Annotated in this window: 14 protein-coding genes; 7 read left to right on the top strand and 7 right to left on the bottom strand. The window is 70.7% G+C overall.

Going from position 1 to position 17,751, the window contains the following annotated elements:
- Positions 1 to 8: 8 nt before the first annotated feature.
- Positions 9 to 704 (top strand): ribosome maturation factor RimM, encoded by a 696-nt coding sequence (rimM, locus tag ACYQPG_RS07970; RefSeq protein ID WP_147906390.1) that lies wholly within the window; start codon positions 9 to 11, stop codon positions 702 to 704.
- A 48-nt stretch (positions 705 to 752) separates the two neighbouring features.
- Here rimM and ACYQPG_RS07965 read toward each other — a convergent pair whose 3' ends face one another.
- Positions 753 to 1,673: a LysR family transcriptional regulator gene (locus ACYQPG_RS07965; RefSeq protein ID WP_461230691.1), complete on the bottom strand. Its 921-nt coding sequence runs from the start codon at positions 1,671 to 1,673 to the stop codon at positions 753 to 755.
- Positions 1,674 to 1,765: 92 nt separating this feature from the next.
- Between ACYQPG_RS07965 and ACYQPG_RS07960 the strand changes: the two genes are divergently transcribed.
- Entirely contained in the window at positions 1,766 to 2,572 is an 807-nt protein-coding gene (locus ACYQPG_RS07960) for an NAD(P)H-dependent oxidoreductase (protein WP_461230690.1), read from the top strand.
- Positions 2,573 to 2,590: 18 nt separating this feature from the next.
- Here ACYQPG_RS07960 and ACYQPG_RS07955 read toward each other — a convergent pair whose 3' ends face one another.
- The gene (locus tag ACYQPG_RS07955) at positions 2,591 to 3,328 is read right to left on the bottom strand and encodes a class I SAM-dependent methyltransferase (RefSeq protein WP_147939015.1); all 738 of its coding nucleotides are present in this window, start codon (positions 3,326 to 3,328) and stop codon (positions 2,591 to 2,593) included.
- 74 nt (positions 3,329 to 3,402) lie between these two features.
- Between ACYQPG_RS07955 and trmD the strand changes: the two genes are divergently transcribed.
- Both trmD and ACYQPG_RS07945 read left to right on the top strand, forming a co-directional pair.
- Positions 3,403 to 4,131 (top strand): tRNA (guanosine(37)-N1)-methyltransferase TrmD, encoded by a 729-nt coding sequence (gene trmD / locus ACYQPG_RS07950; protein WP_147939016.1) that lies wholly within the window; start codon positions 3,403 to 3,405, stop codon positions 4,129 to 4,131.
- 353 nt (positions 4,132 to 4,484) lie between these two features.
- Complete coding sequence (locus ACYQPG_RS07945) at positions 4,485 to 5,651, top strand: phosphoserine transaminase (protein ID WP_461230689.1); 1,167 nt, start codon at positions 4,485 to 4,487, stop codon at positions 5,649 to 5,651.
- A 497-nt stretch (positions 5,652 to 6,148) separates the two neighbouring features.
- Here ACYQPG_RS07945 and ACYQPG_RS07940 read toward each other — a convergent pair whose 3' ends face one another.
- The 3 genes from ACYQPG_RS07940 to tesB form a co-directional block, all read right to left on the bottom strand.
- Entirely contained in the window at positions 6,149 to 7,660 is a 1,512-nt protein-coding gene (locus tag ACYQPG_RS07940; protein WP_147906383.1) for an ammonium transporter, read from the bottom strand.
- A 66-nt stretch (positions 7,661 to 7,726) separates the two neighbouring features.
- A complete protein-coding gene (locus ACYQPG_RS07935) occupies positions 7,727 to 8,065 on the bottom strand; it encodes a P-II family nitrogen regulator (RefSeq protein WP_147855545.1) in 339 nt (112 codons plus the stop codon).
- 551 nt (positions 8,066 to 8,616) lie between these two features.
- On the bottom strand, positions 8,617 to 9,516 hold the full coding sequence (tesB, locus tag ACYQPG_RS07930) for an acyl-CoA thioesterase II (protein ID WP_147939018.1): 900 nt from the start codon (positions 9,514 to 9,516) through the stop codon (positions 8,617 to 8,619).
- Positions 9,517 to 9,611: 95 nt separating this feature from the next.
- On the opposite strand from tesB, the gene ACYQPG_RS07925 reads away from it, so the two are divergent.
- The gene (locus ACYQPG_RS07925; RefSeq protein WP_461230688.1) at positions 9,612 to 10,883 is read left to right on the top strand and encodes an FAD-dependent monooxygenase; all 1,272 of its coding nucleotides are present in this window, start codon (positions 9,612 to 9,614) and stop codon (positions 10,881 to 10,883) included.
- Positions 10,884 to 10,885: 2 nt separating this feature from the next.
- Here ACYQPG_RS07925 and ACYQPG_RS07920 read toward each other — a convergent pair whose 3' ends face one another.
- Both ACYQPG_RS07920 and ACYQPG_RS07915 read right to left on the bottom strand, forming a co-directional pair.
- Positions 10,886 to 12,412 (bottom strand): glycosyltransferase family 2 protein, encoded by a 1,527-nt coding sequence (locus ACYQPG_RS07920; RefSeq protein ID WP_461230687.1) that lies wholly within the window; start codon positions 12,410 to 12,412, stop codon positions 10,886 to 10,888.
- Positions 12,413 to 12,431: 19 nt separating this feature from the next.
- A complete protein-coding gene (locus ACYQPG_RS07915; RefSeq protein WP_461230686.1) occupies positions 12,432 to 15,593 on the bottom strand; it encodes a rhamnan synthesis F family protein in 3,162 nt (1,053 codons plus the stop codon).
- A 335-nt stretch (positions 15,594 to 15,928) separates the two neighbouring features.
- Here ACYQPG_RS07915 and ACYQPG_RS07910 point away from each other — a divergent pair, with 335 nt between their 5' ends.
- Positions 15,929 to 16,477, top strand: coding sequence for a formaldehyde-activating enzyme (locus ACYQPG_RS07910; RefSeq protein ID WP_058192649.1), 549 nt, complete (start codon positions 15,929 to 15,931; stop codon positions 16,475 to 16,477).
- A 267-nt stretch (positions 16,478 to 16,744) separates the two neighbouring features.
- On the top strand, positions 16,745 to 17,749 hold the full coding sequence (locus tag ACYQPG_RS07905) for an AAA family ATPase (protein WP_461230685.1): 1,005 nt from the start codon (positions 16,745 to 16,747) through the stop codon (positions 17,747 to 17,749).
- The last annotated feature ends 2 nt before the right edge of the window (positions 17,750 to 17,751 follow it).

Below are 17,751 nucleotides of genomic sequence, written 5' to 3'. Positions count from 1 at the left end.
TCGAGGCCATGGCACGCCGCCCCGCTGGTCCATCCTCCCGCGACGGCGGTCGCCGTGGCCGCGCTGGCACGGCTATCGGCGCAATCGCGCCCGAGGCCGCGACCTCGCCCAAGGCACCGGCCCCCAAGCCGGTGGCCCCGCCCGTGCCGCCCGACCCGAACCTCGTCCTCCTGGGCGAGTTCGGCCGCGCGCACGGGCTCAACGGCGAGATCCGCCTGAAATCCTACACCGGCGATCCGTTGGCGATCGCCGGCTACGGCCCGCTGATGACCTCCGACAATCGCACGCTGACCCTGTCGGCCGTGCGCACCGCCCCGGGATCCTCCCCCGACATCCTGATCGCCCGGGTCAAGGATATCGGCAGCCGCAGCGCTGCCGAGACGCTCAACCGCGTCGCCCTGTTCATCCCCCGCGACCGCCTCGCGGAGCCCGACGACGACGACGAGGTCTATGCAGCCGACCTCGTGGGGACCACGGCGGTGGACGAGGCCGGCAACGTCGTCGGCACGGTCGTCGCGGTTCCGAATTACGGTGGCGGCGACCTGCTCGAGCTCAAGCCCGCCGCGGGCGGCGCCACGGCGCTGCTGCCCTTCACCAAGGCGTTCGTGCCGGTCCTCGACCTCGCGCAGCGGCGGGTGACCGTGGTGCTACCCGAGGATTTCTTCGCGCCGGTGGGCGAGAAGCCGGCCGACGATCCGGGCTGAGTGTTTTGACAGGCTCAGGCTGGGGCCGGTGCGTGATCGGCCAACCGCTTAGGGCCTGTCGATTCCGGGAAGCTCGGCAAGCGCGGCCGCCAGGGCATCGACCACCAGACGGATACGCCGGATGCGGATGCGGCCCGGCACGATCAGGATCGAGAGTTGGACCGGCGCGGGCGCGTAGTCCGGCAGGACGTGCTCGATCGCCCCCGCCGCCAGCAGATCGTCCACGAGCCAGATATGGGCGGCCGCGATGCCACGCCCCTGCGCCAGGGCCTCGCGGGCGGCCAAGCCGTGGTCGACCAGCAAGCGGCCGCCCACTGGGACGCGGGATGTCGCGCCGTCCGGCCCGTACAGGCACAGCGTGTCGCTGCCGGCAACGTTGCTCATGCGGATGATTGAATGCCGCACCAGGTCGTCCGGTTTCTCGGGCCGGCCGTGATCTGCGAGATAGCGCCGGGACGCCACCAGGATCCGGCGCGAGCAACCGACGGCCTTGCGCTGCAGGCTGCTCTCCGCCAGCGGGCCGAGCCGGATCGCGACATCCGTCGCCTCGCGCACGAGGTCGATCCGCTCGTCGGTCAAACCGAGATCGACGCTGAGTCCCGGATAGTGATCCTGGACTGCGAACAGCGCCCGGCAGACGTGTCGAACGCCCAGGGCCGCCGTGCATGACACGCGCACCGTGCCGGTCAGGCCGCCCCCCGCGTTCCGGACGCCGTCCGCGGCCTCCTCGACCATCCGCAGGATGGTGCGCGCCTCGGTGTGGAAACGCGTGCCCTCGTCGGTCAGGGTGACCCGCCGCGTGGTCCGGTTCAGCAAGCTGGCGCCCAGGGCGGCTTCGAGTTCGGCCACGTGCCGGCTGACGGTCGATTGACCGACGCCCTGCTCGCGCGCCACGGCCGATAGGCTGCCACGCTCGACCACGCGGACGAAGCTCCGCATCCGCTCCAGCGTGACGCTCGATTGATCCATTGCGCGGAACGATCCTATCCCGCCGTTCCGTCTACCGGATGGCCTGGCGGCCTTCTAGCTTCGCGGCTCTTCCTCCCCAGCGAGCCCGCCTCATGAAGATTCTCGTCGTCTCAGCCCATCCGGATCCGGCATCGCTGACGAACGCGTTGCGCCGCGCGGCGGTGGACCAACTGGAGTCGGACGGACACGAAGTCCGCGTCACCGACCTCTACGCAGAGGGCTGGAAGAGTGCCATCGATCGGGCCGACTTCCCGATCCTGCCGGACGCGGCGCGCCTGCGGGTCCCGGCCGCATCCAGCGCGGCGTTCCTCACCGGGACCCTGACCGACGACGTAACCACCGAACAGGCCAAGCTGCTCTGGGCGGATGCGCTGATCCTGGCGTTCCCGCTCTGGTGGTTTTCGATGCCGGCGATCCTGAAGGGATGGATCGACCGGGTCTACGCCTATGGGTTCGCCTACGGGGTGGGCGAGCACAGCGAGACCCGCTGGGGCGACCGTTACGGCGAGGGCACCCTCGCCGGCAAGCGCGCGATGCTGGTGGTGACGGCCGGCGGCTGGGAGACGCATTACGGCCCCCGGGGGATCAACGGGCCGATCGATGACCTGCTGTTCCCGATCCAGCACGGCGTGCTGTTCTACCCGGGCTACGCCGTGCTCCCGCATTTCGTCGTGTATCGGGCCGACAGCATGAGCGAGAGCGGCTTCGCGGCCTCCGCGGAGAGCCTTCGGGCCCGGATGCGCGCGCTGTTCAGCACGGATCCCATCCCGTTCCGACGGCAGAACGGCGGCGCTTACGCGATCCCCTCCATGGAGTTGCGGCCCGACCTGGTCCCGCATCTCACCGGTTTCGCGGCCCACCTCGATACGGCGCTGCCGGGCACCGCCGACACGCCCTGACCGCACGATCCGGACCGCTCAGCGCGGCGTCGCGGCATCCCGGCACGGGCGGATCGTCTCCGGGCGCGGCCTCTCATCCGGCGCAGGGGCCGCGAACACCGCCAGGTAGGCACCGCCGTTCAGGGGGTGAAACCCCGTCTCGCGGTAACCGGCGGCGGCGAGTTCGCAGCGCAGGAGCGCCGGCGGGGTGCCGTGCCGCGACGGGATGTCGTCGGCGTCCACGATGCCGACCCGGCCGCCCGGGCGCATCGCCGGGGCGAGGTTGTGCAGCAGGCCGAAGGGCTGGGCGATCTCGTGGTACATGTGCACGAGGATGGCGGCATCGACCGAGTTGGGCGGCAGCCGCGGGTCGTGGGGCTCGCCGCGCACGACGGTGACGTTGTCGAGCGCCGTCACGCGCTTTTCGAGGCTCGCCAGATAGGCGGGGGTCACGTCCTCGGCCAAGACCTTGCCGCCGGGCCCGACCCGCGGGCTCAGGCGCACCACGTAATAGCCGCTGCCGGCGCCGATATCGGCCACCGTCTCGCCTGAGGCGATGCCCATCCCACGGGCGACAGCCTCGAACTCGCCTGCCTTGTCGCGCGCGGCCTCCGCCGACCATTGCGGCGCCACGATCTCGGCCACGGGCCGGTCGGGCTTGGGGAACGCCCCGGCGGGGGCGCCCGGGGGCGCCAGGGGCCCGGCCGCGAGGGCCGGTCCCGCCAGGAGGGCAGGTCCCGCCAAGAGGGCCGTGAGGAGAAGGGTGCGCCGGATCATCGCCGACAACCCGCCGGGGACCAAACGGTGCCCGGGCCGTTGACCGTGCCGCACCCGGCGCGCGATCAAGCGCCATGACGCGCGCGGAAACGCCCTGGCGGGCCACGATCCTCACTCTCTACCCGGAGATGTTCCCGGGCCCGCTCGGCGTGTCGCTGTCCGGCGACGCGCTCGCCCGGGGCGACTGGAGCCTGGAGGCGCGCAACATCCGTGAGCACGGGCTCGGCCGCCACCGCTCGGTGGACGACACGCCGGCCGGCGGCGGCGCCGGGATGGTGCTGCGCTGCGACGTGCTCGCCGCCGCCATCGACGCCGCGACCGGGGCGGACGATTCGCGGCCCCGGCTGCTGATGTCGCCCCGCGGCCGGCCGCTCAGCCAGGCCCGGGTGCGGGACCTCGCCGCCGGCCCCGGGGCGCTGATCGTCTGCGGCCGGTTCGAGGGCGTCGACGAGCGGGTCATCGCCGGCCGCGGCCTGGAGGAGGTCTCCATCGGCGATTACGTGCTGTCCGGGGGCGAGATCGCCGCCCTTGTGGTGCTCGACGCCTGCGTCCGGCTCCTGCCCGGTGTGATGGGCAAGGCGCAATCGGGCGTCGAGGAAAGCTTCGAGGGCGGGCTCCTGGAATACCCGCACTACACGAGGCCCCGCGATTGGGAAGGCCGGCCGATCCCGGAGGTGCTGTCGGGCGGCAATCACGGAGCCATCGCCCGGTGGCGGCGGGCGGAGGCCGAACGCATCACCGCCGAGCGGCGCCCGGACCTTCAGGCGGGTTCCAGATCGATCACGGGCCCGTCGCACTCGTAGTCCAGCGGATCGAGCTGCAAGGGCTGTACGGTGGAGGACCGGAGCCGGCCCGCGAGGGCGAGGCGGGTCGCTAACGCGCCGATAACCATAAGTAAAACCGACCAGGCCGATAATATCGCAGCACTGTGGAAAGACATCAGCGTACCTCGAACGCAACACGGCACGCCATTAAGGCTAACGACCCAAGATTAATCGACGGTTCCGTAGGCCCGAACAGCCTGTCCCGGGCAGGGGCACGCACCGAAGACTGCAACCCGGACAAGCGCTTGCCAGAGGCCCGGATTGGGCGCATGCGCGGTTCCGGGACACTCCTCCCCGCCGAGGAGCGCCCATCTGCAAGGATGGATCCGACGATGAGCCGACCCGACAGGCGCCCGCGCGTTCCCCATTTCTCGTCCGGCCCCTGCGCCAAGCGTCCGGGCTGGAGCCCGGCCGCCCTGGACGGTGCCGCGCTCGGCCGCTCGCACCGCTCCAGCATCGGCAAGGCCAAGCTCGGCCGGGCGATCGACCTGACCCGCTCGGTGCTGCAGGTGCCCGCCGATTACCGCATCGGCATCGTGCCGGCCTCCGATACCGGCGCCGTCGAGATGGCGATGTGGACGCTGCTCGGGCCCAAGCCCGTGGAGGTCGCCGCCTGGGAGGCCTTCGGCAAGGAGTGGGTCACCGACGCGCTCAAGCAGCTCAAGATCGCGCCCAGGATCCACCAGACGCCCTACGGCGTGCTTCCGGACCTGTCGGCGATCGACACCAGGAATAACGACGTGGTCTTCACCTGGAACGGCACCGCCGCCGGCGTGAAGGTCCCGAACGGCGACTGGATCGCCGCCGACCGCGCGGGCCTGACCATCTGCGACGCCACCTCGGCGGCCTTCGCGCAGCCGCTGTCCTGGGACAAGCTCGATGTCGTGACCTTCTCCTGGCAGAAGGTGATGGGCGGCGAAGCCGCGCACGGCATGCTGGTGCTCTCGCCCCGGGCGGTCGAGAGGCTGGAGAGCCACGTCCCGGCCTGGCCGCTGCCGAAGGTGTTTCGGCTCACCAAGGACGGCAAGCTGATCGAGGGCATCTTCAAGGGCGACACGATCAACACGCCCTCGATGCTGGCGGTGGAGGACTACCTCGACACCCTCGACTGGGCCGTGCGGATCGGGGGCCTGCCGGCGCTCCACGCCCGGGCCGACGCCAACGCCAAGGCGATCTACGACTGGGTCGCCCGGACCCCGTGGATCGCGCCGCTGGCGGTCGACCCCGCGACCTACTCGAACACCGGCGTCTGCCTGGTGATCGCCGACCCGGACGTGCTCGCCCGCGGCGACGCGGCGGTGGCGGCGCTCGCATCGGGTATCGTCGAGCGCCTGGACCGCGAGGACGTCGCCCTCGACATCGGCGCCTACCGCGACGCCCCGGCCGGCCTGCGGATCTGGTGCGGCGCGACGGTGGAGACGGCCGACCTCGAAGCGCTGACGCCGTGGCTGGACTGGGCGTTCGCGGAGGAGAAGGCGGCACTGGCCCAGGCGGCGTAGCGCACTCGCCGCCGACTCGTCGCGCCGACCGCTTCGCGCGACGCGTATCGTCGTGCGACGAGGCCCACCAGGACGCGCCGCGCCGCCGTCCGCTACGCGTAGACGCTGCGTGACCGATTTCACGCCGCCCCTCGCGAAGCCTCTGCACGACAATGGCGACTGCTTCTTTCGAAGCGGATACGGTGATCATGAGACCGGGCGGCATGCGCAGGCTGGCCGGAAGGTCGCCGTCGATGCCGCCATCGGATTCCGCCCTCCCCCGCGTCAGTCCGCCGTCCTCGCGAGCTCCGCGCAGCAATTCGGCGCGGCGTGCAATCTCCGGATGCGGCGTATCACCGGGTTGCGTCGCTGCGCACTGACGGTGTGGACCGGATCTACGTCGGGCGTGCTTCGGCGCGTCGGTCGACGGCACAACATGAAGACAAAAAACCCCGGCCCTCGCGGAGCCGGGGTTTTCATGTCAGCGGCGCGACCCCGGAGGGCCGCGCCGTTCATTCTCAGTAGTTGTAGGCGCGCTCGCCGTGGTCGGCGATGTCGAGGCCCTCGCGCTCCTCTTCCTGGGTCACACGCAGGCCGATCGTCAGGTCGACAAGCTTGTAGAGGATCGCCGAGCCGATGCCGGACCACAGCAGGGTCAGGCCGACCGCCTCCGCCTGGATGATGAGCTGGCTCACCATGTCGTAGGCGCCGACTGCCAGTTCGCCCGGCTTGGAGGTGTAGTCGGGGATGCCGACGCCACCGAGGTTCGGATCGACCAGGATGCCGGTCGCCAGGGCGCCCAGGATGCCGCCGATGCAATGCACACCGAACACGTCGAGGGAGTCGTCGTAGCCCAACGCGTTCTTCACGGTGGAGCACATCACGAAGCAGACCACGCCGGCCACGAGGCCGAGCACGATCGAGCCCATCGGGCCGGCAAAGCCCGAGGCCGGGGTGACGGCCACGAGGCCGGCTACCGCGCCCGAGAGCATGCCGAGCAGCGACGGCTTGCCCTTGAGCGCCCACTCGGCGAACAGCCACGCCACCGCGGCGCCGCAGGTCGCCACGAAGGTGTTGAGCATCGCCAGCGCGGCGGTGCCGTTGGCCTCGAGGTTCGAGCCGGCGTTGAAGCCGAACCAGCCGACCCACAGCAGCGAGGCGCCGATCATGGTCATGGTCAGCGAGTGCGGGGCGAGCAGGTCGCGGCCGTAACCGATGCGCTTGCCCATGATCAGGCAGCCGACGAAGCCGGCGATGCCCGCGTTGATGTGCACCACGGTGCCGCCGGCGAAGTCGAGGGCACCCTTCTGGAAGAGGAAGCCCGCATCCTTGTTGACCGCGTCGAGCGCCGCCTGGGCGGTCGCCTTCGAGGCGTCGTCGGTGGCGGCGGCCAGCGCTTTGGCGGCGTTGCCGACGGCATCCGGGCCGGCCCAGTACCAGACCATGTGGGCCATCGGGAAGTAGATGAGTGTGACCCAGAGGATCGTGAACACCACCAGGGCGGAGAACTTCATCCGCTCCGCGAAGGCGCCGACGATCAGCGCCGGGGTGATCATCGCGAACGTCATCTGGAAGCACAGATAGGCGTATTCGGGGATCACGACGCCGTTGGAGAAGGTCGCCACCGTCGAGTTGGCGTCGATGCCCTTCAGGAACGCCTTCGACAGGCCGCCGACGAAGTCGTTGATGCCGCCGCCGTTGGTGAAGGCGAGGCTGTAGCCGTAGAACACCCACAGCAGGCCGACGATCGACACGATCGCGAACACCTGGGTCAGCACCGACAGCATGTTCTTGGTGCGCACGAGGCCGCCGTAGAACAGCGCCAGGCCCGGCACGCTCATCAGCAGCACGAGGGCCGCGGAGATCATCATCCAGGCGGTGTCGCCCTTGTTGGGCAGCGGCACGGCCGCGGCGGCCGGCGCCGCGGAGGCGGCTTCCGGAACCGGGGTCTGCGCGAGGGATGGCTCGATCAGGAGGGCGGCGAGCGCCGCGCCTCCCAAGCCGAGCATCAAGGCGTTACGGACTTTCATGGACAGGTGGCTCCGGTCACGATGCGTTGCGCGTTGCGTAAAGGTTGAGGCTGTCGGCGGGCCGGCTCAGAGCGCGTCGGCGTCGGTCTCGCCGGTCCGGATGCGCACCGCCTTCTCGAGGGGCAGCACGAAGATCTTGCCGTCGCCGATCTGGCCGGTGCGGGCCGCCGCCGCGATGGCGTCGATGACGCTGGCGGTCAGGTCGGAGGCGACCGCGACCTCAATCTTGAGCTTGGGCAGGAAGCTCACCGCGTATTCCGCGCCGCGGTAGATCTCGGTGTGGCCTTTCTGGCGGCCGTAGCCCTTCACTTCCGTCACCGTCAGGCCGTGGACGCCGATTCCGGTGAGCGCGTCGCGCACCTCCTCCAGCTTGAACGGCTTGATGATGGCCATCACGATCTTCATGGGCGGCGCCCCCTAACCGAGTCCCTGGGAACCGATGCCATCGCCCGATCCACGCAGCGGCCCGATCCGAGCCGCCCGCCGAGCCGGGCTGGCCCGCGGTTGAGCGGGGCTATTCAAGGACTATGCCACCCGAGCTTGGCAGGGAACTTTTCAGGCGGGCGCGGTTATGCCCAGCAAATAGACCTATCAGGCGAAGCTGTGGGCAGGCCGCGCCGGATGGTTGCCTAGAACACGTGCAAACGATTGATAAATGGGCACATGGCAGCGGTGCAATTCTGCAACGCACGTTGGCGAAGGCGTCTTAATCCTCGGGCGAGGGACGATTCGATCGCTTATGGGCCCCTGTTAGAACCCTATCGCCTCGCGCGCCCGTCGCTCAGTCCGGCGCCGCAGAGCGAAGCCCGAAGCCCAGACACGCAGGTGGCGTAAGTCGTGGAATCGGCCGCGGATCCGAATCCCAGGCGCGGCTTCAGCGCGCCGAGATGACGGCGCAGTTCAGCCGGCCGGCGCCGCCGCGCGGATCGGACGCGAAGATGTGCCGCGCTGTGACCTCATCCCCCGTGGGGTCGAATGAGACCTTCCTGCGCAACGGACGCGACGAGGTTGCCGGCGCGGTCGAAGATCTGGCCGCGGGCGAAGCCGCGCGCGCCGCCGGCGGCGGGGCTGTCCTGAGCATAGAGCAGCCAGTCGTCGATCCGGACCGGGCGGTGGAACCACAAGGCGTGGTCGAGGCTGGCTGCCTGGATGTCGGGGTCGAACACCGAGCTGGCATGCGGGATCAGAGACACGTCGAGCAAGGTCATGTCAGAGGCGTAGGCCAACACCGCACGGTGCAGGGCGGGGTCGTCCGGCAGCGCCGAGGCCGCCCGCAACCAGACATTGAAGACCGGCTCGGGGCGCGACCCATCCTTGCGTCGGGCAATGTAGCGGTCGAGATCGACCGGGCGCAGCTCAATCGGGCGCTCGCGGCCGAAATAGGCGGCGACAGCCTCCGGCATGCCGGCGGCACCGGCGGCCGCCAGCGCCTTGCCGTCGAGGAGGCCGTCCGGCCCGGCCACGTCCGGCATGGTCGGCTGGTGCTCGAACCCGCCCTCGGAGACCTGGTAGGAGATCGTGGTGGCGAAGATCGCCCGCCCGTGCTGGATCGCCTTGACCCGCCGGGTGGTGAAGCTGCGCCCGTCGCGGATGCGCTCGACCTCGTAGACGATCGGCGCGCGGGGATCGCCCGGCAGCATAAAATAGGCGTGGAGCGAATGGGCCGGCCGGTCGTCCGGCACCGTGCGGGTGGCGGCCACGAGGGCCTGCGCCACCACCTGGCCCCCAAACACCCGGCGCCAGCCGGTCTTCGGGTTCTGGCCGCGGAACAGGTCGACCTCGAGGCGTTCGAGGTCGAGGATGGCGATGAGCTCGGCGACCGCGTCGGTCATCGCGTCGGTGGTGGCGTCGGTCATGAGTCGCGGGGTTTCCGTTCGTCGTCCAAACGCGACATAGGCCTTTCGGGCAGAGCGATCCACGCGCTCGGCCCCCAGATCGGAGATCCGTGACGATGACGGCCCAGACGCCCCGCCCCGGCAGCCGCAGCCTCCTGATCGCCGGAGGCGGCCTCGCCAGCCTCGCCCTGGCCTTCGCACTCAAGCAGGCCCACGGGCCGGCTCTGGCCGTGACCGTGATCGACCCGCACGGCGCCGACCCCGCACGGCACCGCGGCCGCGCCTACGCGCTGGCAGCGGGTGGGCGGCGGATGCTGACGCAGCTCGGGCTGTGGGAGCGAATCGCGGCCTCCGCCGAGCCGATCGCCGAGATGGTGATCTCCGACAGCCGATTGGCCGACCCGGTGCGGCCGGTGTTCCTGACCTTCGGGCGGGAGGAGGAGGACCAGGCCGACCGGGCGGTGGGCGAGCCTTTCGCCCACATGGTCGAGGCCGAGCCCCTGGCGCGCGCGCTGTCCGAGGCCTGCCTGGACGGGGGCGTCGCGATCGTCACAGGGGGCGTGGTGCGGGCGCTGCCTGATGGCGTGGCGATCCGGACGGAGCTAACCACGGGCGAGAGCCTCCGGGCCGACCTGCTGGTGGCCGCCGACGGCGCGCGTTCCCGCCTGCGGGAGGCTGCGCGGATCGGCTGGGTGGGCTGGTCCTATCCGCAGGTCGGGATCGTGGCCACGATCGGGCATACCCGGCCGCACCAGGGCCGAGCCTTCGAGCACTTTTTGCCCGCCGGCCCCTTCGCGATCCTGCCCCTGCGGGACGGCGGCACGCTGGGCCACCGCTCCTCGATCGTCTGGACCGAGCGGGCCGACGAGGCCGACGCGCTGCTCTCGGGCGAGCCCGACGAGGTGCTGGCCGAGATCGAGCGGCGGTTCACCCTGGATCTTGGAATGCTGGCCCTGGAGCACAGCCCGAGCCGGCACCCGCTGGCCTTCGGCATCGCCCGGGCGTTCCGGGCCGACCGGCTGGCGCTGCTCGGCGATTCCGCCCACGTCATCCACCCGATTGCCGGCCAGGGCCTCAATCTCGGCCTGGCGGACGCCGCGGCTTTGGCCGAGGCGGTGACCGGCGCCCTGCGGCTCGGGCTCGATCCCGGCAGCCCGGACGTGCTGCAGGCCTATGAGCGCGCCCGCCGGTTCGACAGCTTCGCCATGGCGGCAGCCACCGACGGGCTGAACCGGCTGTTCTCCAACGACGCCCTGCCGCTGCGGCTCGCGCGCGACCTCGGCCTCGGGATCGTCGACCGCCTGCCCGGTCTCAAGCGGTTCTTCATCGGCGAGGCCGCGGCCTCACGGGGCACGCGGCCCCGGCTGATGCGCGGCGAGGCGCTGTAGAGTCAGGCGGGCCGGCGCTCGCTCACCCAGCGGGCCGCGTCGGCCCGGGGGGCGACCACATCGGTGTCGGTGCGCAGCTGCGGGCTGTAGGCCGGGTCGTCGGTCAGCACGTCGTGCCAGCGGCGCAGGAAACGGGAGATCTGGGAGCCCGGGGCGAAGCTGGTCTGCCGCGAGGCGCTCTCGTGGTGCGCCATCTCGGCGAACGGCGTGTAGACGATCCGGTAGCCGAGCATCCGCAGCTTGAAGCACAGATCGACGTCGTTGAAGTCGAGCGCAAAACTCTCGTCGAAGCCGTCGACCGCTTCCAGCACCGCCTTGCGGGTGGCGAACAGCGCGCCGGTCACCGACGAGCAGTCGCGCTGCGCCAGCGCCCAGTCGCCGTAGGTCGGCTCGGCCGCGTCGCGGTTGTACCAGGGGTGGGCGCAGACGTCGAAGATGCCGCCGAACATGCCGGCGTGCTGGATCTTGCCGCTCGGGAACAGCAGCCGCCCGCCGACGCCGCCGACGCCGCGGTCGAGCGCGAAGGTCAGCAGCGCCTCGATCCAGCCGGGGCGGCGCACAACGAGGTCGTCGTTCATCAGGATGACGAGGTCGGTCTCGGCGGCGCGCCAGAGGGTGTTCATCTTGGCCGCGTAGTTGAAGGGCGCGCCCTCGGGCCGGGTGGTGAGCAGGCGGGTCACCGCGAACCGGTCGGACCGGCCGCGATAGATCGCGTCGTCGGCCTTGTCGTCGCCGATCAGCACCCGGATCCGGTCGGCCGGGTAGCTGCTGCGGGCGAGGCTGTCGAGGAGGGTGATGACGTGCGGCTTGGCGCCCGCGATCGGGCTCCCGTCCTCGTTCCGGGGCCGGGTCTGGGCGGTGGGCACCACCAGGGTCACGAGCGGGCGCGCATCGAGGCTGCGGCGGATCTCCAGCGTGTCCGGGGTCAGGCCCGGGGCGGTGCGCAGGGGCGCGCCCGAGCCCTGGAACCAGCGGTCGAGCACGTCGGCGCGGGCGGCGCGCTTCGCCTTCGGACGGACGAGCGGCGAGGCGATCAGCGTCTGCGGGATCCGGTCGATGCCGATGCCCGCCGAGAGCGCGTCGAGCAGCAGCCGGAACCAGGCGGCGTTGCCGGTACGCCGGCCGAAATCCGGGGTCAGGCCTGCCAGGGCCGAGACGCGGATCACCAGCGGGAAGCCGATATAGTCGTCGGCCATGAGGAGCGCCGGGTTGAAGGCCGGCTTGCAATGGACGCTGCGGACCTGGCCCGCGCCGTCCATCACGGCGTCGTCGCCGTAGAAGATGCCGATATCCGGCCGCTCGGCCATCGCGGCGAGGATCGATGCGAACAGCTCCGGATGCAGATCGCACGCCGCCGGGGCCACGAACACGACCCGGCAGGCGGGCAGCTGGCCGGCGGCGACTTGGCCGAGCTTGCGGTCGTCGACCGGGTGGAAGCGCTCGTCGAGGGGCAGCGGCAGGATCGCGTCCGGCCAGGCGCGCGCGCTCCAGGAGGCCGACGGGGCCGGGACCGGCTTCTTGTTCAACACGGATCGCGTCTCCCGGGCGTCAGGTACGTTCGACTCGATTGGGCATCATCTTTTTTTCGAAAGCCGGCGACCACCTTTCGGGATGATGCTCGAGGAGGCGGGACAGGCTCGCCTCCATGGCGGCGGCCACCGCGCCGATCGACAGGCGCTCGCGGATCCGGGCGCGGGCGGCGGCACCGATCCGCGCGGCATCGCCGCTCGCCACCGCCCGGGCGGCGTCGGTGAGCGCGCGGGCGAGGTCGGCCTCGTCCACCTGCCCCCATTCGGCGCCGCGCAGATACGGCCCGTAGGTCTGGTCCAGGGCGGCGATCTCGGCCTTCACCGGGAAGCCGCAGGTGGCGTCGAGGAAGTCGCGGCTGCCGCCGTAATCGGTGGCGACCACGACCTTGCCCATCTCCATCGCCTCGGCGATCGTCAGGCCGAAGCCTTCCGAGGAATGCGACGAGGCATAGACCGCGCAGAGCTCGAACAGGGCGCCGAGCTCGTTCTGGGACAGCGGCTGGTCGATCACCACCACGTCTCCGGCCTTGCCGACGAGGTCGAGCAGCTTCTTGCCCTCGTCGGGCAGGTCGAACACGTGCTTGGTCTTGAGCACGAGCTGCCAGCCGGATTGCGCCAGCCCCGCCGCCCGGAACGCGCGGATCAGCGCGTGCGGATTCTTGCGGGCGAGGTAGCTCGACCCGTCGAAGGCGTAGAGGATGACCTTTTTGGCCGGGTCGATGGAGAACGCCTTGCGCAGGTTGGCCTTGGCGGCGGCGCTCGCCGGCTCGCCGGGCTCGTTCTCGACCACGTAGGGCACGACATCGACCGGGATGTCGGTGATCTGGCGGAAGATCGCGGCGCAGAACTCCGTGGGCGCCCAGATCGCGTCGAGGCCGTCCACGGTGGGCAGCCAGCCCCCGGGCACGTGCGAGGTCTCCCAGACGAACAGCCCGATCTTGAGCCGGGCGCTCGCGGCGATGTCGAGCTGGCGCTTGCTCATCAGGGAGTGCCAGCTGTCGCCGTTGAAATGGACCAGGGCGACGTCCGGCGCGCCCGAGAAGGTCCGGGCCTGCCAGCCCGGCCCGACCCGGGCATGGACGTGGAACGACCGCTCCATCGGATGCACGTTCAGGGCGAACGGCGCCCGGTGCAGCGCCCGCACGTAGCTGCGCGCCGCGACGCCGAGCCCGTTGGCGTAGTTCATCGGCGAGACGTAGGAGACGCGCAAGGGCCGCTCCGGCGCCTTCGGCCTGCGCAGGTCGGCCCAGACCTTGGGGCCGGGATACGTGAAGGTCTGGTCGAGCCGGTCGAGGTCGAAGCCGCGCTCGCCGATGGCCTCGCGCACCGCCGCGCCGCCGATCGCGGCGTGCTCGCCCAGGAGCGAGCGCTTCACGAACGGGAAGCCCTGGGTCAGCATGTTCTCCCAGTCGAACAGGGTGCGGTTGTTGCGCGGGTCGTTGACGAGCGTCATGTGCTTGTTCTGGGCCGAGAACAGGCTGCGCATGCCGAGCCCCGCGGCCCGCATCCGTCCTGAGAAGGTCAACTCGTACTCGGTGATGACTGTGTTCTTGTCCGGCCAGTTTGCCACCGACTGGATGAAGTGGTTGAACGCGTAGGAGGACACGCAGCGCTTCTTCAGGGCCAGGAAGAAGCTTTGCAGGTGGTGGCTGTAGTAGAAGTTGTCGGCGAGTCCGATCACCGCCTCCGGGTAGGCATCGATCTTCGCCAGCATCCCCGCGAAGTCGCCGCTGTCGAGGGGGCCGACCAAGCTGTCGTTGGCGAGATACAGGGTCTCGGAATCGAGCAGGTCGTCGTCCTCAAGGAGGACATGGGCCCAGGCGGCGAAATCGAAGCCGGTGTTTTCGCGCAGGTAGGCCGAGGCGCAGAGCTTCAGGATCGCCTCCGGCACCGCGGTCTTGTGCTGGTCGGCCGCGATGATGAGCACGATGTCGATGCCGTTCTCGGCAAACGCCCGCAGGTAGGGCTCGACATGGCCGCGGATGCGCCCCTCCGGCGCGTGGGTGATGAACAAGGCCGTGCGGCCGTGCCGGCGCGGCTCCCGCTTCAGGCAGGACAGCCGGGCGTCGGCGGCCTCCGGAACGGCGGTGCCGGCGACCCGGCGGGTCAGCCGCCCCGCCTCGAGCCCGGTGATGACGTAGTCGACCAGGGGGTTGAGCCCGAGCGCCGCGACCCGGGGGTAGCGGGCGAGGTACCAGGGCGCGTCGAAGCGCGGGGACGGGCTCGTGCGCCGGCCGTTGTCGGCCAGGAAGTGCGCAAGCGGATTGGCATCCGTCTCGTCGTCGGCGAGATAGGTTTCGGTGTACCAGCGCGTATCGAACCAGGGGCCGGGATCGAGCCCCTCCCGGGCGCCGTGCTCCAGGAAGTGCACCAGCGGGTTGAGGCTGTCGGCGCGCACCGCCGCCGATTGGGCGGCGTACCAGTCGGGGTCGAACAGGGGATGCGGGGCGTAGCGGCGGTAGCCGCCCGCCATCACGTAATGCTCCAGCGGCTCGAGCCCGCTGGTCTCGGCCTCAGGGCAGCGCCCGCGGTAGAACTCCGCGTCGAAGATCCCGGAGCGGCGGATCAGGTCGACGTGCCGCGACAGCCCGGCGAATTCCTCGGGGGTGCGCAGATAGCCCTGCTTCCGCCCGGTCTCGAAATAGTGACTGAGCGCGATGCCGCCCGCCTCCCGGGCATCGGGGTAGCGCGACCGGTACCAGGCGGAATCGAACAGTGGCGACGGGTCGGTGTCGGGGCTTTTCAGGAAGTGGAAGAACGCCCGGGCGCGGGCGTCGGCGCCGCCGAGATAGCGCTGCGCGTACCAGTCCGGGTCGAACAGCGGGTTGGGGGCGATGCCGGCATCGGCGCCGCGCTCGACGTAGTGGATGAGCGGGTTCACGCCCTCGGCGCGCAGGCCCGGGACGGCGTCGAGGTAGCGGTCGCCGTGGAACAACGGCGACGGCCAGCGCCCCTCCCGCCCGCCATGGACCGCGTAGTGCACGAGCGGGTCGATCCCCTCGCCGACCACGTCGGGATAGCGCCGCCCGTACCAGGCCGGATCGAACAGGCCCGAGGCCTTCACGGCCGCCACGAGATCCGCTTGCCGGGGCTCGCTCGTCCGCCGCCGCTTCAGGCGCCGGGCCAGAGGGCGCGTGAGGGACCGCGCGGGCCCGGCGACGAACACATCTCGAAGGCGCATGGTGAGTACCGGATACGCGGGAGGCCCGCTGTGCTGCCTACGCCGCAATCCGCGAGAGACATCAGGGTGTTCAGCCGGTCGCCCCGGCCTCGCGGGCCTTCCTACTGGTCCGGCTCGCCCGAGCCAAGGGCCGGGGTAGTTTGGGCCGGGGTAGTTTGGGCCGGGGCAGGTTGGGCCCGGACAGATCGGACCGAGGCAGGTTCACGCAGACGGCAGCGGCATCGCGGCGGGGCCGACGGATGCCGGAGCGCGTGCTAGAGGGGGCGCCGTCGATCCAGCCGGCACCGCCGCAGCGGCCGCCCCGCCCCGTGCCGCAACCTATGGAGCCTACCCTTATGAGTGAACGCATCATCCTCCGCGCCGGCGAGGCGCTCGTGGCGGGCGGCCCGCCGAACACCGCGTCCGAGCCGGAGGTCATCATCGGCGAGCTGGACGGCCCCGTCGGCACCGCGATCGCGACGCTGACGGGCGACCAGGTGGTCGGCCACAGCCGCGTCTTCGCGCTCCTCAACACCGACATCATGGTTCGGCCGGTAACGCTCTGCGTCTCCAAGGTCAGCGTGACCGAGAGCAAGTACACCTCGATCCTGATGGGCACGGTGCAGTTCGCCATCGCCAACGGCGTGCTCGACGCCGTGCGGGCCGGCTACATCCCCAAGGAGAAGGCCAACGACCTCGGCATCATCTGCTCGGTCTGGCTGAGCCCCGGCGTGATCCAGGCCGAGACGGTGGACCACAAGGCGCTGTTCGAGATCCAGCGCAAGGGCATGACCGAGGCGATCCGCAAGGCCATGACCAACGAGCCGTCGATCGACTGGCTGCTCGAGAACCAGGACAAGATCGTGCACAAGTATTACACGATGGGTCTCGAAGGTAAGATCTGACCCGCGCGCTAAACAAACAGTCCCGGGAAGCGGTGGCGGACCAAACGACTTCGCTCCCGGGCATCGGCCAGCGCAAAATGTAAGGGTGTGCGGCTTCCTGGAGGGGGCGCCCCCGAAGCTGGTACCCGACGTTGCATTGCCGCGCGGATCCCACCGCGAACCGGCGTGCGGCGATCCCGACCTTGCCAGCCCGGTGCGAACGGCCCCACATTGACCGGATGACCGGCGGGGCACCTTGGGTACCTCGCACAGGAGACGGACAACGGCATGACGCAGGCGATCAGCCCGGCCACCAGCCTCGACGACGGCATCGTGGCCACCGCGGAGAGCTGCCTCGCCGCCGTGGGTCAGGCGCGGGACGCGATCCACGGGGTGATCTTCGGCCAGGAGAAGGTCGTCGATCTCGCCCTCGTGACGATCCTGGCCGGCGGCCACGGCCTGCTCGTCGGCCTGCCGGGGCTCGCCAAGACCAAGCTGGTCGAGACGCTGGGCACCGTGCTCGGCCTCGATGCGCGGCGCGTGCAGTTCACCCCGGACCTGATGCCGTCCGACATCCTCGGCACCGAGATCCTGGAGGAGGATGCCGAGCGCCGCAGGGCGTTCCGGTTCGTGCAGGGGCCGGTCTTCACCCAGCTCCTGATGGCCGACGAGATCAACCGGGCGAGCCCACGCACGCAATCGGCCCTGCTCCAGGCGATGCAGGAGGGCCACGTCTCGGTGGCCGGCGTCCGCCACGACCTGCCGCGGCCGTTCCACGTGCTCGCCACCCAGAACCCGATCGAGCAGGAGGGCACCTACCCGCTGCCCGAGGCGCAGCTCGACCGCTTCCTGCTGGAGATCGATGTCGGCTATCCCGACCGCGCCGCCGAGCGCCGCATCCTGATCGAGACCACCGGCATCGACGAGGTGCGCCCGCACGCTATGATGTCCACCGACCAGTTGCTCACCGCCCAGCGCCTGGTGCGCCGGCTCCCCGTGGGCGAAGCCGTGGTGGAGGCGATCCTCGACCTCGTGCGCGCCGCCCGGCCCGACGGAGGCGATCCGCTGGTGAAGGACAAGCTGCTCTGGGGGCCCGGCCCCCGCGCCAGCCAGGCGTTGACGCTGGCCGCCCGCGCCCGCGCCCTGATCGAGGGCCGGGTCGCGCCCTCGGTGGCCGACGTGAAGGCCCTGGCGGAGCCGGTGCTCAAGCACCGGATGGCGCTCAGCTACACCGCCCGCGCCGACGGCGAGACGATCGAGGGCCTGATCGGCAAGCTCGCGGAGAAACTCTGATC

The sequence above is a fragment of the Methylobacterium sp. CM6246 genome (assembly GCF_054818005.1).
Note: the sequence above shows the minus strand (reverse complement) of the source record. Positions and strands in the feature narration are given on the sequence as shown.